15 protein-coding genes are annotated in these 26,097 nt (G+C 69.1%); 4 read left to right on the top strand and 11 right to left on the bottom strand.

Annotation, left to right across the window (positions count from 1 at the left end; genetic code table 11):
• Positions 1 to 193: 193 nt before the first annotated feature.
• Positions 194 to 1,570: an HNH endonuclease signature motif containing protein gene (locus N416_RS0117775; protein WP_024443452.1), complete on the top strand. Its 1,377-nt coding sequence runs from the start codon at positions 194 to 196 to the stop codon at positions 1,568 to 1,570.
• A gap of 18 nt (positions 1,571 to 1,588) precedes the next feature.
• On the opposite strand, the gene N416_RS0117770 is transcribed toward N416_RS0117775, so the two are convergent.
• From N416_RS0117770 to N416_RS0117730, 9 genes are all read right to left on the bottom strand, one after another.
• Positions 1,589 to 2,578, bottom strand: coding sequence for an NAD-dependent epimerase/dehydratase family protein (locus tag N416_RS0117770; RefSeq protein ID WP_024443451.1), 990 nt, complete (start codon positions 2,576 to 2,578; stop codon positions 1,589 to 1,591).
• 5 nt (positions 2,579 to 2,583) lie between these two features.
• Positions 2,584 to 7,986 carry a non-ribosomal peptide synthetase gene (locus tag N416_RS0117765; RefSeq protein ID WP_024443450.1) on the bottom strand — a complete coding sequence of 1,801 codons (5,403 nt, stop codon included), beginning with the start codon at positions 7,984 to 7,986 and terminating at the stop codon, positions 2,584 to 2,586.
• Complete coding sequence (locus N416_RS0117760; RefSeq protein WP_231384346.1) at positions 7,983 to 15,089, bottom strand: type I polyketide synthase; 7,107 nt, start codon at positions 15,087 to 15,089, stop codon at positions 7,983 to 7,985. The genes N416_RS0117765 and N416_RS0117760 overlap by 4 nt, the downstream gene beginning before the upstream one ends.
• 232 nt (positions 15,090 to 15,321) lie before the next feature.
• On the bottom strand, positions 15,322 to 16,005 hold the full coding sequence (regX, locus tag N416_RS0117755; protein ID WP_024443448.1) for a two-component sensory transduction protein RegX: 684 nt from the start codon (positions 16,003 to 16,005) through the stop codon (positions 15,322 to 15,324).
• 52 nt (positions 16,006 to 16,057) lie between these two features.
• Positions 16,058 to 17,239, bottom strand: a complete 1,182-nt coding sequence (locus tag N416_RS0117750; protein ID WP_024443447.1) for a cell wall metabolism sensor histidine kinase WalK — start codon at positions 17,237 to 17,239, stop codon at positions 16,058 to 16,060.
• A 130-nt stretch (positions 17,240 to 17,369) separates the two neighbouring features.
• A complete protein-coding gene (locus N416_RS0117745) occupies positions 17,370 to 18,119 on the bottom strand; it encodes a phosphoglyceromutase (RefSeq protein WP_024443446.1) in 750 nt (249 codons plus the stop codon).
• A 13-nt stretch (positions 18,120 to 18,132) separates the two neighbouring features.
• Positions 18,133 to 18,645 carry a YbjN domain-containing protein gene (locus N416_RS0117740; RefSeq protein WP_024443445.1) on the bottom strand — a complete coding sequence of 171 codons (513 nt, stop codon included), beginning with the start codon at positions 18,643 to 18,645 and terminating at the stop codon, positions 18,133 to 18,135.
• Positions 18,642 to 19,988: a D-inositol-3-phosphate glycosyltransferase gene (gene mshA, locus N416_RS0117735; protein WP_231384345.1), complete on the bottom strand. Its 1,347-nt coding sequence runs from the start codon at positions 19,986 to 19,988 to the stop codon at positions 18,642 to 18,644. Before mshA ends, N416_RS0117740 begins: the two co-directional genes overlap by 4 nt.
• A 22-nt stretch (positions 19,989 to 20,010) precedes the next feature.
• Positions 20,011 to 21,294 carry an ROK family protein gene (locus N416_RS0117730; RefSeq protein ID WP_024443443.1) on the bottom strand — a complete coding sequence of 428 codons (1,284 nt, stop codon included), beginning with the start codon at positions 21,292 to 21,294 and terminating at the stop codon, positions 20,011 to 20,013.
• A gap of 207 nt (positions 21,295 to 21,501) precedes the next feature.
• Here N416_RS0117730 and N416_RS0117725 point away from each other — a divergent pair, with 207 nt between their 5' ends.
• A complete protein-coding gene (locus tag N416_RS0117725; RefSeq protein ID WP_024443442.1) occupies positions 21,502 to 22,263 on the top strand; it encodes an SDR family NAD(P)-dependent oxidoreductase in 762 nt (253 codons plus the stop codon).
• Between the two features lie 4 nt (positions 22,264 to 22,267).
• On the opposite strand, the gene N416_RS0117720 is transcribed toward N416_RS0117725, so the two are convergent.
• Both N416_RS0117720 and N416_RS0117715 read right to left on the bottom strand, forming a co-directional pair.
• A complete protein-coding gene (locus N416_RS0117720) occupies positions 22,268 to 23,581 on the bottom strand; it encodes an Ig-like domain-containing protein (RefSeq protein ID WP_024443441.1) in 1,314 nt (437 codons plus the stop codon).
• A gap of 57 nt (positions 23,582 to 23,638) precedes the next feature.
• Positions 23,639 to 24,736 (bottom strand): UDP-N-acetylmuramate dehydrogenase, encoded by a 1,098-nt coding sequence (locus N416_RS0117715; protein ID WP_051190308.1) that lies wholly within the window; start codon positions 24,734 to 24,736, stop codon positions 23,639 to 23,641.
• On the opposite strand from N416_RS0117715, the gene N416_RS0117710 reads away from it, so the two are divergent.
• Positions 24,724 to 25,245 (top strand): DUF2505 domain-containing protein, encoded by a 522-nt coding sequence (locus N416_RS0117710; protein WP_024443439.1) that lies wholly within the window; start codon positions 24,724 to 24,726, stop codon positions 25,243 to 25,245. The two genes, N416_RS0117715 and N416_RS0117710, sit on opposite strands and share 13 nt — an antisense overlap.
• A 9-nt stretch (positions 25,246 to 25,254) precedes the next feature.
• A complete protein-coding gene (locus N416_RS0117705; protein ID WP_024443438.1) occupies positions 25,255 to 26,073 on the top strand; it encodes a carbon-nitrogen hydrolase family protein in 819 nt (272 codons plus the stop codon).
• Positions 26,074 to 26,097: the final 24 nt, after the last annotated feature.

Raw genomic sequence — 26,097 nt, 5'->3', positions numbered from 1 at the left:
GTCAATGAGACACGCCCCGATAGAGCAGATGACACCGATGCTCGTGCAATATCTAGTTAGCCTCTGTGCCGCGAATGGGACCGAGATGCAATCTCAACACCGCTCGATTTTTCACTGTATTCACTTGTGTCACAGTATTTTTGGTTGTGGATAAGTTCTGCAGCTTGTCGGGGGCCGGCGCTACTATTAGCACATGCGTTCGAATACCCGGGAAGCGGTCGTCGAAGTCTTCGACACCCTGTCCGCTGACCTGGATCGAGCGCTGGAACTGGACTTCGACGCACTGACCCCGCGGGAATGCCTTGCCCTGCTGCGGCGCTGCGAGCGGCTGCGACGGCGCCTTCCCGCGGTGGAGCACCCGCTGGTCAACCGCCTCGCCGCCACTGACCCCGCCGAGTTGGGCGGCAAACCCCGCTGGGTGCTGGCAGACGAGTTACATCTGACCCGCGGTGAAGCCGGCCGGCGTATCACCGAGGCCGCCGAGCTGGGGCCCCGCCGGTCCATGACCGGCGAAACCCTGGCACCGACATTGTCGAGCGTGGCCACTGCCCAACGTGCGGGAAAGATCGGCGCCGCCCACATCGCGGTGATCCGCTCGTTCTTCCACTACCTACCCGACACCGTTGATGCCGGCACCTTGACCCAAGCCGAACAACACCTCACCGCATTGGGCACGGATTGTCGCCCCGACGAACTCGCCAAACTCGCCCAACGCCTCGCCGACCACCTGCACCCCGACGGCAACTACACCGAAGACGACCGCGCCAAACGCCGCGGTGTAGTCCTCGGCCCCCAAGACCGTGACGGCATGAGCCCGATCAAGGGCTACCTCGACCCCCAAGCCCGCGCCACCCTTGATGCCGTCCTGGCCCGCTGGGCCGCCCCCGGCATGTGCAACCCCCACGACGACACCCCCTGTACCGGCGGCACCCCCTCCCAAACCCAGATCGACACCGACACCCGCAGTGCCGCGCAACGCAACCACGACGCCCTGACCGCCATGGGCCGCGCCCTCCTGGCCTCCGGGGAACTGGGACAGCACAACGGCTTACCGGCCACCATCATCGTCTCGGTCACCCTGGCCGACCTGGAAAACGGCACCGGCAAAGCCCACACCGGCGGGGGCACCTGGCTACCCATCCGTGACGTGGTGTCGATGGCTTCTCACGCCCACCACTATCTACGCATCTACCAAGGCGCCCAAGAACTCGCCCTGTTCCACACCAAACGCCTCGCCAACCCCGCCCAACGCATCGTGCTCTACGCCAAAGAACGCGGATGCTCGCACCCCAACTGCCCCATATCCGGCTACCACTGCGAAGTGCATCACGACAACGACTACGCCAAAACCAGACGCACCGGCATCACCGACCTCACCCTGCGCTGCGGCCCCCACCACCAACTCATCACCACCGGCGGCTGGAAAACCCGCAAACGCCACGACGGCACCACCCAAACCCTGCCCCCACCGCATCTAGACCACGGTCAACCCCGCACCAACCACTACCACCACCCAGAAAAACTGTTGAGCGACAAGGACTCCAGCGGCGAGGATGACGACGAGGACTAGATGCCCGTGGCGACTGGGCTAGTCCAGATAGCCGTTGGCGCGGTACCACTCGTAGCCGGCCCGCAGCGCGGTGCGGAAAGGCGTGAACGGCACCCCCAGCTCCTCACGCGACTTGCTGGCGTCGGCGAAGATCTCGGCCGTCGACAGCCGCATCTGACGGGCGTCGATCGGCAGCCGCGGTCCCACCACGACGCGGGCGACGCTGACCCCGGCCGCGGCCACCGGAATGAACCAGCGCGGCAACATCACCGACGGCCCGGGACGCCCGAAGAGCGCGCAGGCTTCCGTGAACGCCTCACGGAACAGTAGGTTTTCCCCACCCAGGATGTAGCGCTCCCCGATGCGTCCCCGCTCGGCGGCGGCGATGTGGCCGGCCACGACATCGTCGACAGAGACGAAGTTGGTGCCGCCGGGTGCGGCGAACCACAACCGCCCATGTTGCGCTTCGACGAGCATTGCGCTGGCGATGCGGTTGACATCGCGAGGACCGATGACCGCGGACGGGTTCACGATCACCACCGGCAGACCGGCAGCAGCGGCCCTCTGCAGCTCAGCCTCGGCGAGGTGCTTGCTGTGCGCGTAGGGGAACTGCCTCGGGCGGATGTTGAATTCATCGGTCTCGACCAGCTCATGTCCCCGTTCCGGGACCCCCAGTGCGGCAAGTGAACTGGTGTAGACAAATCGCTGAACCCCGGCGCGCGCAGCGGCGGTGGCCATATCGCGGGTGCCGTCGACATTGGTGCGGTAGAGCCGGGTCTGCGTCCGGTAACGCCAGTAGTCGGAAATCGCCGCGGTGTGAAACACCCAGTCGCAGCCGGCCATCGCCTCGGTCAGTGCCTCGACGCCGTCATTGACGTCGCCGATTCGGGTCTCGCAGTCCAAACCCTCCAGCGCGGCCATCGGCGAGGTCGAGCGACGCAACACCCGCACCTGCATGCCCCGCTCCAACAGCGCGGCGACCAGGTTCGAGCCGACGAATCCGGTTCCCCCGGTGACGAATGCGCGCATGCCGATCAGAACCGGTAGGTCGTGCAAGCGACCTCGACACCCGAGCCGACCGCCATGATCAGCGCGATGTCGCCCGGCTTGACCAGGCCGCGCCGGCGGGCGTCGACGATCTGGTAGGGCAGCGTCGAGGTGAACGGGTCACTGGTCTGGCCCTGCGCTTCGAGGTCGACGAACCGCGACCGTTCCACATCGATGTGCGCGGCCAGCTCATCGAGGGCCGCACCGGGCAGGTACGGCGGGAACACCAACGCGATGTCCTGGGGCGCCAGACCCTCCAGCGTCAGCAACTCCTTGACCGACGAGGGCAGGCAGCTGACGTAGATCGCGGCCAGGTTCGGGTCGCGGTCGATCCGCAGCCACATCCGGCCGTCGCGCTCCTGGGTGTAGGTAGCCAGTGCGCCCCGATACTCCGGGTGGTGGCCGAAGACGAACCGGCCGAAGCCTTCTGGTCCGTGGCTGGGGCTCAGCATGAGTGCCGAACCCGTCTCGGCGATACCGTTGCGCGGGTACCCGCTCTCCGCCGTGTTGTTCTCCACTTCGGAGGCCAGCACCATGGCATGTCCGGTCCGCCCGGCACCGATCATGCCGGCCGCCACATGGCAGCCGTTGAGGAAACCGACCGCGCCGTTGAGGACGTCGAACGCGAAGGTCTTGGGGGCGTCCGCGGACTCCGGCTCGGCGTTGATTCCGACCTCCCCGGCGACCAGGGTCGCGACGGCCGGCTCGGACAGGAAGTCGTCGCGGTAGATGCCGGCGTGGATCACCAGGCCGACGTCGGTGCGGTCGACACCGCTGTCGGCCAGGCAGGCGGTAGCGGCGTCGACGGCGAACTGGATCGAGCTGGGCGGCGTCTGCCCCTCTGGAGCGATGCCGATGCCCTCGATGCGCACGCGCGGCGTCGCCGGGAGTTCCCGGCGACCGCCGCCGGAGCGGCCGCCGCGCGTGCCGCTGCCGGAGCGGGCGTTGCCGGCCCGCCGCATCCGGTCGGGCAGGTCGTCGAATGTGTAGAGGCCGGTTCCGATGGTCTGCCCGGAGCCGGTGATGGACAGTACGACGTTGTCACCGGAGTTGATACGCCCAGCGTTGATGTAGTCATACAGCGCAACAAAATGCGTCGTGGTAGCGGTGTTCCCGCGCTCTGCGAGGTTGCAGATGGTGTTGGCCCGGCTTGCGGCCCCGGCACCGAAGACCCGGTTGATGGTCAGGATGGCGTCGTTGATCGACGCCTCGGAGGTCTGATGCATGAGCAACTGATCAGCCGTCTCGGGACGCCAGCCGTGCCGCTGCATGACCGCCGCCACATACGGCACCGAGTGCTTTACCGCGATCGCGGTCTGGGTGACCGAGTCGGTGACCATGATGGCGCCGCCGTGCGGACCTTCGGTGGCCTTGGCGATGCACAGCTTGGCGAATTCGCTGAACGTGGCCAGATCCAGATCGTGGAAACCGACCCGGTCGTTGGGCCCGAGTTCGAGCACCGCGGCCGCGCCGGCGTCGCCGACGGTCAGGCAGGCCAGCCGCGGGTCCATCGCACTTTCGATCTCCTGCTGCGCGGTTTCGGTGATGTGGCTGATGTATTCGCCACTGACCACCAACGCGTTGCGCACCAGGCCGGTTTTGAGGAAGTCCTGGGCCACGCTCACGCCGGTGAACATGCCCGCGCAGGCATTGTTGATGTCGAAGCAGACGGCGTTGGTCAGCCCCAGCTGGTCACGGAACTGCGACGCGGTGCTCGGCTCGAAGGTGAACATGTGCTCCGGGCCGTCGCAGCGCGAGATGTTGCACGCGATCACCAGGTCGATCTCTTCGGGGGCGTAGCTCGACCGCGACAAACAGTCGGCGATCGCCTTGCGGCCCAAGTCGATCGAGAACTCGTCTTGGCCGGCCATCCGCCGGTTCTTGATGCCGGTGAGTCGCTCCAGCGGGATCTTCACCTCGTTGACGCAGTCGGCCAGGACCTGTTCGGTGGAGACCGCCCGCGGCGGCAGGTACACGCCGAGGCTCTCGATCACGACGTTGCGCGCCGGACCGTTCTGCACGGGTTTGATCGCCGGTGCCGCGGCCGGCTTGGGCGCTGCAGCAGGCTGGGGCGCGACCACCACGGGTTCGGGCTGTGGCGCGGGCGGCCCGCCTGCCTGCTCGGCCTCGGCCCCGCCGATCGGGCCGAACTCGGCGGCCAGCTCAGCGATGGTGCCGTAGACGAACAGGGACTCCGGCCGCAGTTCCAGGCCGAGCTCCCCCACGCGCACTGCGACTTCGAGCGCCTGGGTGGAGGCGCCGCCAAGAGCGAAGAAGTCATCGGTCACGCCGACTCGCTCCACATCGAGCACCTCGCGCCAGATCTGGGCCAGTGCCTCTTCGGTGGCGTCGCGGGGCGCGACGAACACCGTAGGCGCGGCGTCCAGGTCCTTGTCGAGGGCCAGCAGCGCCCGGCGATCCACCTTGCCGCTGGCCGACAACGGCAGCAGATCGCCTGCGCGAAACACCGCCGGAACCATCGCCGCCGGCACCAGGTCCAGCAGGAAGCGGCGCAACTCGGCCGTGCCCGGAGCCGCGGCGACCGGCACGATATGGGCGATCAGCTGGGTGTGGCCGGAGGCGTCTTTGCGTGCCACGACGGCGTTCTCGGCGATACCGGGGTGTTTGGCCAGCGCGGCCTCCACCTCACCGAGTTCGATCCGGAAGCCGTTGATCTTCACCTGGTCGTCGCGACGGCCCAGATACTCGATGGTGCCGTCTGGGCGGTAGCGGGCCAGATCGCCGGTGCGGTAGAGCAAGGCACCCGGCGCAGAGCTGAACGGGTCTTCCACGAATGCGGCCGCGGTGGCCTCGGGCCGGTTCAGGTAGCCACGGCCGACACCCACGCCGCCGATGTGCAGTTCGCCGGGTACTCCGATCGGAACCGGGTTGCCCACCGCGTCCAGCAAGTGGATCGCGATATTGGCGATCGGCCGGCCGATCGGGATGATCGGATCGGTTTCCCCACGCACACAATGGAAATGGGTGACGTCGATGGCGGCTTCGGTCGGGCCGTACAGGTTGTACAGCTCGGCGGGCAGCGTGGCGAAGAAGCTGTCGCGCAGGTCCGCGGTGAGCGCTTCGCCGCTGCAGAACACCTTGCGCAGGCCGGTACAGGAGGCCGCCTGGGGTTCCGCGAGGAACCGGCGCAGCATCGACGGAACGAAATGCATTGTGGTGACGTGCTGTTCCACGATGGTGCGCGCCAGGTACGCGGCGTCCTTGTGGCCCTCGGGTTTGGCGATCACCACCCGGGCGCCGACCGTCAACGGCCAGAAGATCTCCCAGACGAACGGGTCGAAGTTGATCGGGGTCTTGTGCAGCACCCGGTCTTCGGCGGTCAGCTGGTAGGCGTCCTGCATCCACAGCAGCCGGTTGCGAATGCCGGCGTGGCTGTTCAGCGCGCCCTTGGGCGCCCCGGTGGAACCCGAGGTGTACATCAGGTAGGCCAGGTCTGCGGACGTCGTGCCCGTCTCGGGAGCCGACATTTCCTCGGCGGGCGCCGTAGACGGCTGATCCAGGCACAGCCGGGCACCGGTGAAACCCGTTGGCACATGCGGCAAATGCTCACGGTGCGTGACGCATACCGGGGCATCGGGGACGTCGGCGAGCATCGCTTCCATCCGGCCGGTGGGCTGCGCGGGGTCCAGCGGCAGGAATACCCCACCGGCCTTGAGCACGCCGAGCAGCGCGATCACCAGGTCCTCGGAGCGCTCGAGCAGCACCGGAACCACAGCGGGACCCGGGCCGGCGCCAACACCGAACTGGCGCAACCGGTGTGCCAGCCCGTTGGCCCGCCGGTCCAGTTCGCCATAGCTGATATCGCGGCCGTCGTAGCTGACCGCGACGGCCTCCGGGGTGCGCGCGGCGCTTGCGGCGACCATCTCGTGCAGGGTGGCCGGAGCGGACGAGTAGTCGACCGCGGTGTCGTTCCAGGCTGCCAGCGCGGCGCGCTCGGCGTCGGTGAGCAACCTCAGCTGCGAGACCGGGAGCTGCGCCGCCCCGGGCTGGGCCAGCTCGGTCAGCAGCAGCGTGAAGTGCTGCGCTAGGGCCTGCATGGTCGCGGCGTCGAACAGGTCGGTGTTGTACTGCAGGGCAAGCTGAAGTTCCCGAGCGTCGTCGGGGCCCTGCTCGCCGACCTGCATGGTGATGTCGAAGGGTGAGCCGCCCTGGCCGATGTAGAGGGTTTCCAGATGCAGGACGCCGTCCCCACCCGACACGTTGTCTTCGAACAGCCGGACCTGCTGCCAGGCGAACGACACCTGGAACAGCGGGGTGCGCCCGGCGTCACGCACCGGCCGCAGCCGCTCGACGAGCAGCGGCAGCGGGTACTCCTGGTGGCCGATCGCGCCCAGCACGGTGTCTTTGACCTGCCCCAGCAACGCAGCAAAGCTCGGGTCGTCACTGACGTCGACACGCAGCGGCAGCGGGTTGGTGACGTAGCCGACCATGCCCATCAGCCCGGCCCGGTCGCGGCAGGCGAACGGCGAACCGATGATGAGGTCGTCCTGCCCGCTGTAGCGGTGCAAAAGCACCGCATAGGCCGCCAGCAGGGTCATGTAAGGCGTCGCTCCGACGGTCCGCGCCACCTGCTTGAGCCCGGCGGTGACCTGGGCGTCGACGCTGAACCGGTGCAGCGCACCGTCGTAGGTCTGGATCGCGGGCCGCGGGCGATCGGTGGGCAGGGCCAGGGTCGGCAGTTCGCCGCCCAGCGTCTCATGCCAGTACTCCCAAAGCCGCTCGCCCTCGGGCCCGGCCAGCATCCGGGACTGCTGAGCGGCGTAGTCGACGTAGCGGTCTGCGGTCTCTTCTGGAGGGGTGGCTCCGTGTTCGGCGGCGTAGAGCGCACGCAGTTCATCGAGGATGATGTCGATGGACCAGAAGTCGACCGCGATGTGGTGCACCGTCAGCAGCAGCACGTGGTCGTCCGGCCGCTGCAGGAGAGTCAGCCGCAGCACCGGGCCGGTGCGCAGATCGAAGGGCCGGTCGATCTCCGCCTGGACCCACCGGTCGAGTTCGGCCGCGTCCGCACCGATGCGATGCGTGGCGATCCGCAGCGGCCACTGTGCGTGGACCAGGGCGACGGGCTGGCCGTCCCGTTCGGTGTAGGTGGTCCGCAGCATCGGGTGCCGGGCCACCAACGCCTGCGCGGCCCGCTCCAGGGCCGGCACATCCAGGCCGCCGTCGATGCGTCCGGCGTAGGCGACGGTGTAGGCCGCGCTGTCGGGCGCGAGCCGGTGCATGAACCACATCGAGCGCTGCCCGTAGGACAGCTCATGCTCAGCTGCCGCGTCCTGCGCCTTGGCCATCAGCAACTGGGCAAGCAACTCACGCTTTTTCTCCGGCGACAGGCTGGAGATGTCGGTGGGCACGTCCGGACGCTCCGTCACGCGCTGCCCCCATCGTCGGCCATCATCTTCGCCAGCAAGGCATCCACCGCTTCATCGGAGAGTTCGGTGACCTGCGCCAGCAACTCCATTTCCTGGGGCGCGGCTGCTCCCCCGGCTTCCGGGGCAAGCTCCGACGCTGCGGCTCCTTGGTCAGCCACCGCCTGGTCCGGTCCGGAGGCCAACTGCTCACCGAGCCAGCTGGACAGGCTCACCACGCTGGGCCCGTCCAACAGCCGGGCAACGGGAACCACGATACCGAGCTCGCGCTCGACCTGGATGCGAAGTTCCAGGGTGATCAGCGAATCCACCCCGAGGCTGTTCAGCGGCGCGTGGATGTCCAGGCTGGCCGGAGCCAGGCCCAGCTTCCCGGCGACCAGGTCACGCAGGTAGGTCTCCAGCAGCCGCTGGCGCTCCTGCGCGTCGGCGGCCTGAACCGCATCGAACAGGCCCCCGGCCACGCCACCGCCGGACGCGCCGGCACCTTGGTCGCTGTCCACCGTGGCCTGCAGGTCGCGCAGCAGCGGCGACTGTGCGCTCGGACGCCACCGCGACCAGTCGATGTCGAGCACCATCGCTTCGGTCGCACCATCGGCCAGCAGCGCCGCCAGCGCCGCGAAGTAGTTCTCCGCCGACAGCCCTTCCACGCCGTAGTGCGAGAAATGCCGGTGCAGCTCCGAGTTGCTGAACATGCCCAACCCGGCCCACGGGCCGAAGTTGACGCTCAACGCCGGCCGGCCTTCGGCCTGGCGATGCCAGGCCAGCGCGTCCAGGAAGGCGTTCGCGGCGCCGTAGTTGGCGGCACCAGGTGAACCCAGCACCGAGGCCGCCGAGGAGAACAGCACGAAGAAGTCCAGCTCCATATCCGCGGTCAGGCTGTGCAGGTTCCACGCGCCCTGGACCTTAGGCGCCATCACCGCACGCAGCTTCGCCGCATCCAGTCGCGCCAGAATCGCGTCGTCGACGGTGCCGGCTGCGTGCACCACACCGCGCAGCGGCGGCATCGATGCACCGATGCTGGCAAGTGCCGCGGCGACGTCGGAGGACTTGGCGACATCCCCCTGGGCGACGGTCACCTCGGCGCCGGCGGCACGCAGGGCCTCCAGCGTCGCCTGCGCCGTCGCCGACGGCGCGCTGCGACCCATCAGAACCAGGTGGCGAGCACCGCGCTCGACGAGCCAGCCGGCCACCTTGCCGCCGACCGCGCCGAGCCCGCCGGTGACCAGGTAGGTGGCGTCCGCACTCAGGTCGAACTCGGCCGCCGGAGCCGACGCTGCCGGGTAGGCCTCCAGCCGGGCGACGTAGCGGCGCTGACCGCGCAGGGCCACGTCCGTCTCGGAACTGTCCGACCAGATCTCGCTGAACAGGCCCCGCAGCTCTTCACCGCCGCCGGCGACGGACAGGTCGACACCGGTGGCGTGCAGCTCGGGGTACTCGTGGTCGATGGAACGGCCCAGCCCCCAGACCGGAGCCTGTGCGACGGACAGCGGGCGGGACTCAGCGTCTTCCCACCCGGCCGGCTGCGCCCCGCGCGTCACCAGCCACAGCCGCGGCGACTCCGGCCAGCCGGCCAGCGTCAGCGCCTGGATCAGATGGACCACGCTCAGCGATCCGAGGTCGGTGGCCGTCGCCAGCGACTCTTCTGTCGTGTCCGCCGCAGCCGCGGCCAGCAGGTTCCACAGGTGCACCACGCCCCGGCAGTGCGGCCGGTCGCCGCCGAACGCGGCGCGCAGCAGCTCGGCGAAGTGCTCGGGCCGGGCCGGGTCGACCCGGTAGCTATCGGCGCTCACCCGCTCGATCTCGGGGAGCCCCACGACGGGTTCCACCAGCACGCAGGACTGCGACTGCGCCTCGAGGTGGTCGCGCAGCGTGTCGGCGACCGGACCGTCGGACAGGATCAGCCAGCTGCCGGGCTCGGCAGGCCGGCCTTCACCGTCCACGGGCAGAGACGCCGGCTGCCAACGCATCCGGTAGCTACGGTCCCGCGGGTCGACCGGAGCGGTGATGACCGTCGGCGCCTGCGACTGGTCGGCAGAAAGGGTGCCGGTGGCCAACAGCGTCCAGTCCGCACCAGTGCTGCCATAGCAGTCGAACGCGTCTCCGGTCAGGGCGAACTGCACGGTGCGCGCCTGGTCCAGACCGCCACGCAGGGTCAACTCGGCGACCGAGCGGGTGCCGGGACCGAATGCGACCTCCGCCGCGGTCAGCGCCAACTCGCCCAGCTGCTCAGCCGACAGCGCGGTTACGGCCGTGATGTCCACTTCGGCCAGCACCGTGGCAGGCTGCGCGGCCGACCGGATCGGTCCGCGCCAGCCGCCACCGTTGCCGCCGGCGCCGCCACGCCGCGGCGCCGCGAAGGAGCCGGCGTTGAGCCAGGAGTGCACCCGCTGCCAGGGGTAAGTCGGGGCCGGAACACAGCGGCTGCCTGGCGGGTAGATCCGCTCCCAGGCCACCCGGTGCCCCAGGGTGTACAGGGTGCCCAGCGAGCCGAGCATGGTGGAACGCCCGTCGTCGTCGCGGCGCATCGAGGGCAGCAGGGTGGCGCTTCGATGCAGATGCTCGGCGTCCTCCCGGGCTCCGGTGAGCAGGATGGGGTGCGGGCTGAGTTCGACGAAGGTGTCGTGCCCGGTCTCGAGCAGCCGCCGCAGTGCCGGCGAGAACCGCACCGGCGAGCACAGGTTCGCCACCCAGTAGTCGGCGTCCAGCAGCGTGGAGCCAACCAGTTCCCCGGTGACCGTCGAGTACATCGGCACCGTCGGGACGGTCGGCTTCAGCTTCACCAGGCTGCCGCGCAGGCCAGCGCCCAGGGCTTCCATCTGCGGGCTGTGCGAGGCGACGTCGACATCGATCCAGCGGCAGAACCGATCCCGCTGCTGCAGTTTGGTCATCAGCGCTTCGAGCACCGTGCGCTCACCGGCGAGCACCGTCGAGCGGTGGCTGTTGCTCGCGGCGACGGCCACCTCACGCTCGTGGCCGGCGATGAGCTCCTGCGCCTCGGCCATGGTGGTCTCGGTGACCATCATCGCCCCGCGGCCACGAACGCCGCGGAGCATCCGGGCACGGGCGCAGATCACCCGTGCGGCGTCATCGAGGCTCAGCGCGCCCGCGACATGGGCGGCCGCGGCCTCGCCGAGGCTGTGGCCGACCACCGCGGCGGGCTCGACGCCCCAGGACCGCCACAGCGCCGCCAGCGCCACCTGAATCGCGAAGATCGTCGGTTGCAGGATGCCGATGTCTTTGAGCTTGGAACGCTCTTCTGGACCGTCCTGCGCGGCCAGCTCTTTGAGAATCGAGTGCCCCAGATGTGGGAACAGCGCGTTGTCGCAGGCGGCCAGGGCGTCGGCGAACACCGGCTCGTCGGCCTGCAGTTGTCGAGCCATGCCGTGCCACTGCGAGCCCTGGCCGGAGAACACGAATGTCACACCCGGGCCGGGTCGGCTCGGGGCACAGTGACCCACCGACAACCCGGGCCGCGATTCGCCCTGCCGGTACGCCGACAGCGACTCGAACATCGCCGCCGGGGAGTCACCGACCACCGCGAGCCGGTAGTCGTGGTGGCTGCGGCGGGCACCGGCGGTGTAGCAGAGGTCGGTCAGCGCGGCGCCGCCCATGAGTCCGCCCGAGAAGAGCGCCATCTCGTACTCGCCGACCAACGCCGTGAGCGCCTCCGGGGACCGTGCGGACAGCGCCAACAGTTCGGCGCGCGGTGCCGCGGTGTCGTCGGGGTAGCTGCTCCGGGCCTGCGGAGCCTCGGTGAGCACAACGTGGGCGTTGGTGCCGCCGAACCCGAACGAGCTGACCCCGGCGATCGCCCGGCTGCCCGACGGCCACGGGGTCAGCTTCTGGACCACCTCCAGCGGCAGGCGGTCGAATCCGATGTGTGGATTGGGCTCGGTGTAGTTCAGGCTGGCCGGGATCTCCCGGTGCTGCAACGACAGCGCCACCTTGATCAGGCCGGCGATACCGGCGGCCGCCTCCAGGTGGCCGATGTTGGTCTTGACCGAGCCGAGCAGGCAGCGACTGCCCTCCGGCCGGCCTTCGGCCAGCGCGGTGCCCAAGGCGTTGGCCTCGATGGCGTCGCCGATCGATGTGCCGGTGCCGTGCGCCTCGACATACTGGACCGCGCCGGCCGGCAGGCCCGCCCGGCGGAACGCCTCGGCGACCACGTGCTCCTGCGCCCGGCCGCTGGGGGCGATCAAGCCGTTGGTCCGGCCGTCGGAGTTGGTGGCACTGCCGCGGATCACCGCGTACACCGGGTCGTTGTCCTCCAGCGCCCGGGACAGCGGCTTGAGCACGACCACTCCGGCGCCCTCGCCGCGGACATAGCCGTCGGCGTCGGCGTCGAACGTCTTGCAGCGGCCATCGGGCGCCATCACCCGGGCCTTGGAAAAGTTGATCGCCAGCGCCGGCGACAGGATCACGTTCACCCCGGCGGCCAGTGCCATGGAGCACTCGCCGTCGCGCAGACTGCGGCACGCCAGGTCGACTGCCACCAGGGAGGACGAACAGGCGGTGTCGATCGACATGCTCGGGCCGTGGAAGTCGAATGTGTAGGACAACCGGTTAGCGGCGATGCTCAGCGCGTTGCCGGTGCCGGTGTAGGCATCGACAAGCTGCGGCTGGCCCAGCCGCAGGAAGCCGTAGTCGTTGGTGGAGATGCCGACGAAAACGCCGGTGCGGCTGCCGGCCAGCTCATCCGGTACCTGGCCGGCGTCTTCCAGCGCCTCCCACGCCACCTCGAGCAGCAGCCGCTGCTGCGGGTCCATCTGCGCCGACTCGCGCGGCGAGATCCCGAAGAACTGGAAGTCGAATTGGTCGACCTGGCCCAGGAAGCCACCGCGGCGGGTGACCGCAGTCCCTGGGACCGAGGGGTCGGGGTTGTAGAAGGCGTCGACGTCCCAGCGGTCGGCCGGGACGTCGCTGGTGGCGTCCGCCCCGCCCGACAGCAGCCGCCAGAATTCCTCCGGCCCGTCAGCACCCGGGAATCGGCAGCCGATACCGACGATCGCGATCGGCTCGTCGGCGGCGGGCCGTTCGGCGCGCTCGGCGGCAGCCGCAGCATCCGGGACCGCCGGAGTTTTCCCGGCCACCCGGGCCAAGTGCGCCGACAGGATGTCGATCGAGGGGTATTCGTAGGCGATGGTGGGGGCCAGCTCGCAGCCCAGCCACTGCTCGAGGGCGCTGGAGAGCCGGACCGCGTGGATGGAGTCCAGGCCGTAGAACGCGAACGGCTTGGCCGGGTCGATCTCGGCGATCGGCAACTCGAGGTCTTGGGCCAACCGCTCGATAAGCCAGGCACTGATCTCGGCCGCGCCGTGGGCGCCCGATTCGGCCGGCGCCTCGGCCGGGGCCTGCGGCTGCGGCGCCGCGGGGGACTCGGGGGCCTTAGCAGGCCACTGCGCCACCACCGGCAGCTCGCCGTCGAGGTACTGCTGCTTGCACGCGCTGCGCTGGATCTTCCCACTGGAGGTGGTGGGCAGCTGCAACGGCTGGACCAGCACGACGGCGTGGGTGCGAACCGAGTGATTCTCGGTGACCGCGGTGCGGATGATCTGCATGGCCTCGTCGGCCTGCTCCCCGCTCAGTCGGCTGGGGTCCACTTCTTGGACCACGACCAGTTGCTCGGCCGCGCCCGGTTCCGGAGCGATCGAGAACACCGCACCGCGGCCGCGCAGCAGCGCCGGATTGGTGTTCTGAACGGTCAGTTCGATGTCGTTGGGGTAGTGGTTGGTGCCGCGGATGATGATCAGATCTTTGCGGCGCCCGGTGACGAACAATTCCCCGGAATGCAGGAATCCCAGGTCGCCGGTGCGCAGGAACGGGCCCTCACCAGTGTCGGCCAGCGTCGCGGAGAACGTCTCCGCGGACAGTTCCGGTGCTCCCCAGTAGCCGTGCGCAACGCTGCCTCCGGCGACCCAGATCTCGCCGACTTGGTCTGCGGCGCACTGCAGACGGGTCTCGGGGTCGACGATGATCACCCGTTGGCCGCCGCGTGGCTTGCCGCAGCCGACCATGGTCGCCACGTTGGGGTCATCGGCGGCGACGTCGATGACCCGGTTGTCGCCCAGGGCGACCCGGTCGATGTGCTGCACCATCGGCACCGGCAGGTCCGAACCACCCGACACCAGCAGCGTGCCTTCAGCCAGCCCGTACACCGGGTAGAACGACTCGGCCCGGAACCCGGACGGCCCGAACAGTTCGGCGAACCCGTCCAGGGTGGCGGTGCGCACCGGTTCGGCACCGCACAGCGCCACCGTCCAGTTGGACAGGTCGAGCGCGGCGCGCTCCTGGGGGGTGCTCAGCTCGACGCACAGGTCGAAGGCGAAGTTCGGCGCCGCAGTGATCATCGCGCGGTGCCGCGAGATCGCCTCCAGCCACCGCATCGGCCGTTTGATGAACGCCGTCGGCGGCATCAGGACCGAATGGCCCGCGACGTAGATCGTTTCGAGCAGGCCGCCGATCAGACCCATGTCGTGGTAAGGCGGCAGCCAGAACACGCCGGTCACATGCGGCATGTCGGGGTTGGCTCCCCAGGCCTCGGCGATGGTCAACAGGTTGTGCACCAGGTTGCCGTGGGTCAGCACGACGCCCTTGGGCGCACTGGTCGACCCGGAGGTGTACTGCAGCATCGCGATGCTGTCGCCGTCGATCTGCGGCGGCACCCAGGACGCCTCGCTGCCGGTGTCGTCGCTGTCGGTGATCGTCCAGCGCAGCGCCTGCCCGCCGGGCAGTCCATCGATCGCGGGCTTGATCTTGGGTTCGATCTCGCTGGTGGTGAGGGCGTAGCCGGGCTGGACGTCGGCGATGATCGACTCGACGCGCGGCAGCAGGTGTTCGCGCATGGGCGGATGCACCGGGATCGCGATGGCTCCGGCGTACAGACAGCCGAAGAAGCTGGCGAGGAAGTCCAGTCCCGGGGGGCACAACACCAGCACGCGTTCACCGACTGCGCCCTGACTCTGCAGGTCAGCGGCGATCTGGCGGGCACGCCGGTCCAGCTCCCGGTAGGTCACCTGACTGGTCTCGTTCTCGTCGCCGTCACGCGAGAAGGTGAACGCCAGATTTTCGCCGTACTTCGCCGCGCGCTGCGTCAGCAGGTCAACCAACGTGCGCAGGGTATGCACTGTGCTGTCCGGCCCGCTCATCGATCGCGTCTCCCGTGTTACTGGCGAAGAAGGGTTCTGGATGGGGCCCAAGGATTCCGTAGGCAACCTTGATTAAGGCTACCTTAAGGAGTCAGGCGTCCAGTCCGTGATTTTCGGCGACGACGACCCCGCCGAGCAAGTTAGGAGACCCCATCAAGGGGCTATCGGGAGGGCGCAGGAGGGCCCGAGGGGCTTAGCCCTCCAGCTTGTACCCGAGGCCACGCACGGTAACCAGGTGCACTGGATTGGCAGGGTCGGCCTCGATCTTGGACCGAAGTCTTTTGACGTGGACATCCAGCGTTTTGGTGTCGCCGACGTAATCCGCACCCCAGACCCGGTCGATCAACTGACCGCGGGTCAGCACACGACCGGTGTTGCGCATCAGGTACTCGAGCAGGTCGAATTCCTTGAGCGGCAAGGTAATCTGCTCGCCGTTCACCATCACCACATGCCGCTCGACATCCATGCGCACCGGGCCGGACTCCAACACGCCCTCGCCGACGCCACCCTCATCGTCACCGCCGCGGCGCAACACCGCCCGGATGCGGGCGATCAACTCGCGGGCCGAATACGGCTTGGTCACATAGTCGTCGGCGCCCAATTCCAGGCCGACGACCTTGTCGATCTCGCTGTCGCGGGCAGTGACCATAATCACCGGCACGCTGGAACGCGCGCGCAACTGTTTGCAGACGTCGGTGCCCGACATCCCCGGCAGCATCAGATCCAGCAGCACGATGTCGGCGCCGGCCCGGTCGAATTCGGCCAAAGCGGCGGTTCCGTCGCCCACCACGGTGGCCTCGAAACCTTCCTTACGCAGCAGAAACGCCAACGGGTCGGCGAGCGATTCCTCGTCCTCAACGATCAAGACATGTGTCATCAGCGCTGCCCTTCGCCGTAGCTACCCTCTGCATTATCGATAGTGGGTGTCATCACTGCTCGTCCCTCTTCTGGTCCACACTGCCTTGGTATGCGGGAATCGCCAAGGTAAACGTAGATCCGGTGCCCGGCTGGCTCCACAACGTGATGGTGCCGTTGTGGTTGGCCGCCACGTGTTTGACGATCGCCAATCCCAGACCGGTGCCCCCGGTGGCCCGCGAGCGGGCCTTGTCGCTGCGGAAGAACCGTTCGAACACCCGCTGCTGGTCCTTGGGCGCAATACCGATGCCGCGGTCGGTCACGGCGATCTCGACGAACCCCTCGCGGCGACGCCGGCTGATCGACACCGGGGAACCGTGCGGTGAGTAGGCGATCGCATTGGACACCAGGTTGGCCAGGGCGGTGACCAGTAGTGGTTCGTCGCCGAGCACGCGTAGCCCGCTCGGCGCATCGGTGGTGATCGTGATCTCGGCGTTGTCGGCGGCCACCTTGTGCCGCGAGATCGCCTCGTTGACCACCGCGTCGACGTCGACGACGCCCAGGTCCGGCAGCGGGTCGGCGCCCTGCAGCCGGGACAGCTCGATCAGCTCACCGATCATGCTGGCGAGCCGGTTGGCCTCCACCAACACCCGCTCGGCGAACGGGCGTACCGCCTCGGGGTCATCAGCCGACGCCAGCAGTGCCTCGGCGAGCAGCCCCATCGCTCCCACCGGCGTTTTCAGCTCATGGCTGACGTTGGCCACGAAGTCGCGCCGGCTGGCCTCCATACGGGCCTGCTCGGACTGGTCGTCAACGATCACCACGGCGAACCGGCGATCCTCTTCCGACAGCAACCGGGCGTAGCCGCGCACGGCCGACAGATCCGACCGGGTGGCCCCGGGAGCCCGCTTGGCCACCGTCAAGTCGAAGACGACTTCGTCGTCGCCGGCCAGGGCGCGTTGCGCGGCCGCCCAGGCCTCGTCGTCGAGCAGCCGGCCGTGCACCAGTCCCAGCTCGGTGGCGCGCTCGTTGAGGTAGACGACGTCGCGGTGCGAATCCACCACCGCGATCCCCAGCGAGGCGTGCGACACGATCTGCCGCAGCATCTCCGCAACGGTGATCCCGGATCGCTCGGTCGCCGCCTTGCGGCGTCGCTCGGCCAGTCGCGGCGACAGCCACACGCCGGCGGCCACGCCTGCCGCCAGCGCAGGAATCGCCGACGCCGCAGCAAGCGTCAGCGCCGAGGTCGCAGCCACGGCAAAATCGTACTTAGTCCGGCACCGTGAGCTGACCAGCGTTCGACCGTGACGTGCGCCGAATGTGAATTCAACGCGAAGATTTCACCCGGTCTCCACCCGGCATTCACACTGGGCGGACCCAAAACCGCTACTTGGCGCCCTGGCTGGCGACCGCTGCAGCACCGGCGGCCGCGGCCTCGGGGTCCAGATAGACCCCGCCGGCAACCTTCGGGCGCAGGTCGGCATCCAAGTCGTACCGCAACGGGATGCCGGTCGGGATGTTCAGCCCGACGACATCCTCGTCCGACATTCCGTCGAGGTACTTCACCAGTGCCCGCAGCGAGTTGCCGTGCGCCGCGATCAGCACTGTCTTGCCGCACCGCAGGTCCGGGATGACGACGTCGGTGTAATACGGCAGGAAGCGCGCCACCACGTCTGCCAGGCACTCGGTCAGCGGGCCACCGCCGATGTCGGCGTAACGGGGGTCGGTGTCCTGGCTGTACCGGCTGCCGGCCTCGATCATCGGCGGCGGGGTGTCGTAGCTGCGCCGCCACGTCATGAACTGGTCGTCGCCGTAGCGCGCCTTGGTGGCGGCCTTGTCCAGACCCTGCAGCGCGCCGTAGTGGCGCTCATTGAGCCGCCAGGTGCGGTGCACCGGGATCCAGTGCCGGTCGGCGGCGTCCAGCGCCAGGTTCGCGGTGGTGATGGCCCGGCGCAACAGCGAGGTGTAGACCACGTCCGGAAGCAGGTCGTGCTCGACCAGCAGTGAGCCGGCGCGGATCGCCTCGGTGCGGCCCTTGTCGGTCAGGTTGACGTCCATCCAACCGGTGAACTGGTTGCTGGCGTTCCATTCGCTTTCGCCGTGGCGCAATAGCACCAGGGTGGCAGAGTCAGACATGGCCGCCAGTGTCTCAGTCACCGCCGCCGTCGATCAAATGCTCAAAGGCGCGCAGGTTCTTCAGCGACTGCCCGGTGGACACCCGCCACTCCCATTCCTTCTGGATCGAAGTGGCAAATCCCAACTCCAGCAACGTGTTGAAGTCGAAGTCGACGGCTTCGAGCACCTGCCCGAGCACCCGGTCGATCTCCTCAGCGGTCACCGACGCCAGCGAGATCCGGCCGACCAGGTAGATGTCGCCGACGTTGTCGAGGGTGTAGGCCACCCCGTACAGCCGGCGGTTGCGCTTGAGCAGGTGGCGGTAGACGCCGGCGTGGTTCTCGTCGGGTTGGCGACAGACGAACGCCTCGACACGCACCGAGTGCTCGCCGATGCTGAGGATGGTGTTGGTCTTGAGTTTGCGCTCGCCGGGCAGCTCCACGACCAGCCCCGGCAGCCCGCCGTGGGAGCCCGGCGTCGGTGAGTAGGTGAGCTCGGCGGCCTGCAGCGTGCGCTCGATGAGCTCCTGGACGTCGCCCCGGTTCACGCGCGCGCCCCGCGCCGCGTCGGCCAGCGGCGAGGCCGCCGCGCGGATCCGAGCACCCGCATCCGCCCTCCCCGAGCCGCGGCGAAGTCTGCTATGGCGTGGCTATAACTGGCCAACTGGGCGTCCACGGTGCGCTCCCAGGAGAACTGCGCCGCGTGGCTGACCGCGGCCCGGCGCATCGCCCATCCGCGAGGTCCCGAACCCAACCGCAGTAGCTCATCGAGAGCCGTTGCCCAGGCGTCGGTCCCGTGCCCGTCGACCAATCGTCCGGTGACCCCGTCGCGCACGGCCACCGGCAAACCGCCGACGGCCGCGGCCACCACCGGCGTCCCGCAGGCCTGCGCCTCCAGCGCCACCAGACCGAACGATTCGGAGTAGCTCGGCACGGCCACCAGGTCGGCGGCGTGGAACAGCGTCGCCAGATCCTCACGGGACTGCGGCGGCAGGAACGTCACCCTGTCACCGATACCCAGTTCGGCCGCCAGCCGAACCAGGCCGCCCGGTTCGGCCAGACCGCTGCTGCCCGACGGACCACCGGCCACCACCACCCGTACCCCGGGCAGTTTCGCGGCCGCGCGCAGCAGGATGTCGGGCGCCTTGAGCGGCTGGATGCGGCCGACGAACGCCACGATCGGTTCGCCTGCCGACAACCCCAGCGTCTGCCGGGCCGCCAGCTTGTCGCCGGGCCGAAACACCTCCAGGTCGACGCCCGGGTGCGCCACGTCGATCCGGCGCGGGTCCGCCGCATGCAGGGCGACGAGTTGCTGTGCTTCGTCGTCGGTGTTGACGATCAGCCGGTCCGCGGCATCGACGACCTGCTGCTCGCCGACCGTGCGCAGCGGCGGTTCCGGGGCGTCCCCGGCGGCCAGCGCGGCGTTCTTCACCCCGGCCAGGGTGTGCGCGGTGTGCACCAGCGGCACCGCCCACCGGTCCGCGGCCAGCCAGCCGACCTGACCCGACAGCCAGTAGTGCGAATGTACGACGTCGTAGTAGCCGGGCTCGTGGGCTGCCTCGGCGCGCAGCACCCCGGCAGCGAACGCGCACAGCTGGGTGGGCAGGTCGTTCTTGTCCAGGCCTTCGAACGGCCCGGCCACCACGTTGCGCACCAACACGCCTGGCGCGACGTGTTGTACCGGCGGATCGATCGACGACGTCGCGCGGGTGAACACTTCCACGGCCACCCCGCGGCGGGCCAGATGCAGTGCGCTCTGCAGGACGTAGACGTTCATTCCGCCGGCATCGCCGGTGCCGGGCTGGGCCAGCGGCGAGGTGTGTACCGACAGCAGCGCTACCCGGTGCACATCGGCTCTGCTGCCTGCGACCCCTCCGACGCCATAGCCCACCCCGTCATCTTTACAGGTTCGGTCAGGCGGACACTTCCGGGACCACGCGGGCGACCGGCCCGCGGGAACGCCGCATCGCCCCGACCGGGTCGGCGTAGAGCCCGCCCAGGGAAACGGTGCCGGCGCCGGCTTCTTGGACGCGGTTGCCGAATGCGGTGACGCGGATGCTGCGCGCTGACAACACCGAGCGCTGCGCGAAGGCCCGCTCCACCTCGGCCATGCCCTCGGGGTACTCGGTGAAACCCTGGCCGCCGACCACCAGGTCGTCGGGGTTGAGTACGTCGCGCAGCAGCGCCACCGCTTCGCCCAGTGCGCGGGCCCGCTCGGTCAGCAGTGCCACGGCTCGCTCGTCGCCGCCGCGCGCCTCGCGCACCAGAGTGGTCACCGCCGCCGACACCGCGCCCTTGCCCTCCGGCAGGAGCCGCAGCCGACGAGCCGCGGTCAACACCGCCTCATCGCTGACGGTGGACTCGAGATGTCCGGTGCCCCCGAGCAGTTCGGAGTAGACCGGCAGACCGGCGATGGTGCCGGGACCACTGGCCGGGCTGTGCACCCGGCCGCCGATCACCAGGGCGTAGCCGACCGTTTCGCGGGCGTAGACGTAGAGGCTGGTGGTGCTGTTCGCCGTGGGCCGCCGCACTCCGAACAGAAGTTCCGCCCCGGCCATCGCGTCCACGTGGGAGGCCACCGATACGGGCAGGCCCAGCGCTTCGGCCAGCACCGGCCCGACCGGCGCCGCCGTCCAGCCCAGCCGCGGGTGGTCGACGTGGCCGGTGGCCCCGTCCACTGCGCCACCGGTCGCCACGCCGACCCAGAGCGGCCGGCGCTTCTGCCAGCGCGTCAGATACCGACTGGCGCTGGCGGCCAGCGACGCCAGCGCCGGCGTCGCACCGTTGTTCGGCGTCGGAGTTTCGACGACGTCGAGCGTGCGGCCGAGCAGATCGGTGGCCACGATGCTGGTGGTCTTGGCCCCGATGTGCAGGCCCAGGGTGAGGAACGGTTCGTGGTTGACCACCACCGGCCGACGCGGCCGTCCGATCGCCCCGGACGTGGCCAGGTCGGCGCGCTCCAGCAGCAGTCCGGCTTCCAGAAGCGCACTGACCTGGCGGTTGACGGTCGCCACACTCAGCGAGGTGGCGCCCGCGATGGCTTCACGCGCGACGGGGCCGTGCTGGCGAACCGCGGCGAAGACCTCGGCACCGGCGCTGTCGGCCAGCTGCAGGGCCGGGGCTACTACCCGCGGGTGGGAACGGAGGCGGCCGGTGCGGTGGCTGGCCAGGTGAGCGGTGAGAGAGGTAGTACGCACGCGATGTCCTTGTCTGGAGAAAAATCCGAATGAGAGCCGTTTACGCCTACGACCCGGCGGATTCTCCTAAGGAGCGCTAATCGCAGCAGGTCAGGCGCAGGAACACGCGCGACAACACGCGCCGTGGGCGACCAGACAGACCGCTGTCAGAAAGCGGGCACTGCGAGACATAGCTGAGAATCTATCACGATCACTAAGGTTGACGCGATGACGACACCTGCGCGCGATCAGCGCATTGCCGTGGTCACCGGCGCCAGCTCAGGCATCGGCGAGGCGACCGCGAGAACCCTTGCCGCACAAGGCTTTCATGTGATCGCTGCGGCCCGTCGCGCCGACCGGCTCATGGCGCTGGCCGACGAGATCGGCGGCACCGCCATAGTGACGGACGTCACTGACCCGGTGGCGGTCGCGGCACTGGCCGAGGCATGCGACCGGGTCGGCGGCTCAGTAAACGTGCTGGTCAACAACGCCGGCGGCGCCAGAGGGCTGGCGTCGGTGGAGCAGGCCGATCTCGAGCACTGGCGCTGGATGTGGGAGACCAACGTGCTGGGCACCCTGCAGGTGACGCGCGCGCTGATGCCGAAACTCGTGGCGTCCGGCGATGGCCTGGTGGTCACGGTGACCTCGATCGCGGCGTTCGAAATCTATGACGGCGGCGCCGGATACACCTCGGCCAAGCACGCCCAGAGCGCACTGCATCGCACCTTGCGCGGCGAACTGCTGGGAAAGCCGGTGCGGCTCACCGAAATCGCTCCCGGCATGGTGGACACCGAGTTCTCCCTGGTGCGCTTCGACGGTGACCGTGACCGCGCCGACGCTGTCTATTCCGGCCTGACTCCGCTGACCGCAGCCGACATCGCCGAGGTGATCGGGTTCGTGGCCTCGCGGCCGCCGCACGTCGACCTCGACCAGATCGTCATCCGCCCCCGCGACCAGGCATCGGCGACCCGGGCCCACCGGGAGGGTTGACGCGTCAGCCGCCGGGCCCAGTACTGGACGTCGTCGTCGGCGTACTGGTGGTAGTCGTAGGCGTGCCCGACAACGTCGGCGCGTCCGTCGGGGTGGCCGGCGCGACGCTGGGCAGCGAGGTTCGCGCCTGTTCGGAACTCGACAACGCCGACATCGAGGCCCAGGTGTCCCAGTCCACCGCCCAGTCCCAGATATCGCCGTCGGCGTAGGACAGCTCGATCGAACTGCCGGTCACCTCGACCGGGTCGCCGTAGATCGCGCTGTGGAAGTACTGCTCGGCGTCCTCGGTCGATAAGTTGATGCAGCCGTTGGTGACGTTGGTGTTGCCCTGCGCGCCCGCGCTGGCGGGGTTGGCGTGGATGAACTCCCCGTTGTTGGAGATCCGGACCGCCCAGCGCTCATGGATGTTGCTGTAGCCGGCGGCCGGGTTGGACATGTAGAAGTCCGCGTATTTCTCGCTGACCACGTGGATGCCGTTGCGGGTGATGTTGCGGGCTTTGTCGGCCTGGCCGTAGCTGCAGGGGAAGTCCATGATCACGCCCTCGTCGCGGACCACCTGAATGCGGTGCGACGAGACTTCGGCGCGCACCACCTGGCGTCGGCCGATCGCGAAGTCCAGGGACATGTCCTGGGCCCCGTAGGCGCCGTCGCCGAACGCCAGTCCGTACAGCTTGGCGTTGACGCTGACCTTGGTTCCGGCCGGGAAGTATTCCCGGCTGCGCCAGTGCACCCGGGCTCCCTGCACCTCGTCGGGCAGCCAGGCCCAGCTGCCTTCCACCGGTGGCTCGGTGACGACGGTCAGGGCCCGCTCGACGGCCGCCTTGTCGGCGATCGGTCCGTCGAACTGCAGGATCACCGGCGCGGCGACCCCCACCGTCTGTCCATCGGCCAGCTGAAAGCCCCCGTCGATGACGGTGCTGGGCGCGACCGTGGTGATGCTGCCGCTGACCGGCACCGCGTTGCCGTCGTGGCCCACCACCGACCCGCTCCAGGTGTAGACGGAGTCGTAGCCCAGTGGTTCGGTGACGGTGTAACGGGTGCGCTCCCGATTGAAGGTTCCGGTGAGCACCTTTCCGGCGGGGCTGGTCAGCGCCACCCGCTGGAACCAGCCGTCACGGACCGTGACGCCGACGGCGGCCGTGGGCAGCACGTCGGCCACCGCTCCGTGTTCCAGAGCGGGCTCGAACGTCAGAGCGGGCGCAGCCTGTGGCGCGTTCTCGGCGCTCTTCCCGGGCCGGCCGAAACACCCGGCCAGCGCGGACGGCGCCACCACCCCGGCAGCCAGCGCCGCCAAGGCACGCCGCCGGTTCAGGGTCACGGCATTCCAAGATACCGGCCCAGTCGCCTGACCACCTGCGGGAAGATTGCGCCGGGTTTACAGCGCGCAGCCGACGAGCACCGGCTCGGGATGCAGGGTGATGCCGAACGCATCGCGCACCCCGTCCCGCACGATGCGGGCCAGGCTCACGATGTCGGCGGTAGTGGCGCCACCCCGGTTGGTCAGTGCCAGGGCATGTTTGGTGGACAGGCGCGCCGGCGCATCCGGCCCGGGGTAGCCCTTGCCGAAGCCGGACCGCTCCACCAGCCAGCCGGCGGCCAGCTTCACCCCATCGGGAGCTTCCCAATGCGGCACCGAACCGTCCTCCCGATCAGCCATGCTGCGGTAGACATCTTGCGGCACAACAGGGTTGGTAAAAAACGAACCGACGCTCCAGGTGTCGTGGTCATTCGCATCGAGCACCATGCCCTTTGCCGCGCGCAGCGCGAGCACCGCGGCGCGCACCGCCGCCGGCTCGCGGCACTCGCCCTCGGCGGCCTGCAGCGCAGCAGTCAACTCGCCGTACCGCAGCGGCGCGCTGCGCCCGGCCGCATCCAGTGCGAATTCGACCTCCAGCACCACCGCCGCATCCGAGTGCTTGAGCACACTGGTGCGGTAGCCGAGCGCCAACTCGTCGGCCGGTGTCCAGCGCACCTCCCCGGTGCGCCGATCCAGCAGCCGAACCCGGGTCAGGCGGTCGGCGACCTCGACACCGTAGGCCCCGACGTTCTGCACCGGCGTGGCGCCGGCCGAGCCGGGAATGCCCGACAAACACTCCAGTCCGCCCAGCTTCGCTGCGACAGCGTGGGCCACCACGTCATCCCAGACGGCGCCGGCCTCAGCCCGCAGCAGATTGCCGTCCACGGTGATGCCGTCGTTGGCCAGCACGACAGCGGTCAGGTCTTCGAGGTCGTCGGCGATCAGCACATTGGAGCCCCCCGCCAGCAGCAACGGGCGGTCACCGGCCGCGTCGAGTTCGCCCAGCGTCGCCACGATCTGTGCGGTGTCGGTGCAGGTGATGACCCGCCGGGCGATCGGTCCCACCCGCAGGGTGGTCAAGGGCGCCAGCGGCACCGCCTCAGCGACACGCGCGCCCGCGAACCTGGAACCCGCCACGGCCGGTAACGGTAGCGTGACCAGGTATGCCGCGTACATTCACGCTCTCCGAGCTCTACCCGGCAACCGTCGAGCAGGTGTATGCCGTCTTCGCCGACGAGCACTACTGGCGGTCCCGCTTGGCCGAATCCGGAGCCGACGTGGTGGCGTTGGTCTCGATGACCGTCGGCCCCGACGGCGGCGTCGACGTCGCCACCACGCAGGGCATTCACCGGGAGAAGCTGCCCGCGCTGGCGGCCCAGTTCCATCCCGGGAATCTGGATGTCGCGCGGCACGAGACCTGGCATCCGGTGCGCGACGGGAGGGCACGCGCCCAGGTGACCGGCAAGGTCGTCGGCGCACCGGCGAAGCTGTCCGGCGATGCCGTCCTGGCGCCGGCGGCCGGCGGCTGTGAGCTGCGGCTGACCGCGACCGTGCAGGTCGACATCCCGCTGGTGGGCGGCAAGATCGAGAGTTTCATCGGCGGGCAGTTGGCCGAGCTGATGACCACCGAGCAGCGGTTCACCTCCACGTGGCTGAGCCAGGGCGGCACCACACCGACGGCATAGGCTGGATCCATGCGGATTGCTTGTGCGCAGATACTCAGCGGCGCCGACCCGGCCGCGAATCTTCAACTGGTGACCGACTACACCGAGCGGGCCGCCGATCAGGGAGCATCGCTGGTGGTGTTCCCGGAGGCAGCGATGTGCCGGTTCGGGGTGCCGCTGGGCCCGGTTGCCGAACCGCTCGATGGGCCGTGGGCCACGCAGGTGCGAGAAATGGCCGCGCGGGCTCAGATCACCGTGGTGGCCGGGATGTTCACTCCGGCCGAGGATGGACGCGTCACCAACACGTTGTTGGCGGTCGGCCCCGGAACCGACACGCACTACCACAAGGTCCACCTCTACGACGCCTTCGGTTTCACTGAATCACGCACGGTGGCACCGGGATCCGAGCCGGCGGTGATCGATGTCAACGGAGTCGGCGTGGGGTTGTCCACCTGTTATGACATCCGGTTCCCGGCGCTGTATACCGAGCTGGCCGACCGTGGCGCGCAGCTGATCGTGGTCGGCGCCTCGTGGGGCGCCGGTCCGGGGAAGCTGTCTCAGTGGGAGCTGCTGGCTCGGGCCCGAGCGCTGGATTCGACGAGCTACGTCGTCGCGGTAGGGCAAGCCGACCCGGGCGCTCCGAAGGATCCCTCCGGGGCGCCGACCGGAGTGGGCCACAGCATGGTCGTCTCACCGTGGGGCGAGGTGATCGCGGCGGCCGGTGCATCGCCGCAGCTACTGGTATGCGACATCGACCTCGACGCGGTCTCCGCGGCCCGCCGGACGCTGGCCGTGTTGAGCAATCGTGCGGCCTTCCTTCAGGTCGGTAAGGCAGAATCGCGCGGGTGAGCAATCCGCCCGGACCTCCCCCCG

Origin of the sequence: Mycobacterium sp. UM_WGJ (genome assembly GCF_000455125.1) — a bacterium.
Classification (GTDB): domain Bacteria; phylum Actinomycetota; class Actinomycetes; order Mycobacteriales; family Mycobacteriaceae; genus Mycobacterium.
Note: the sequence above shows the minus strand (reverse complement) of the source record. Positions and strands in the feature narration are given on the sequence as shown.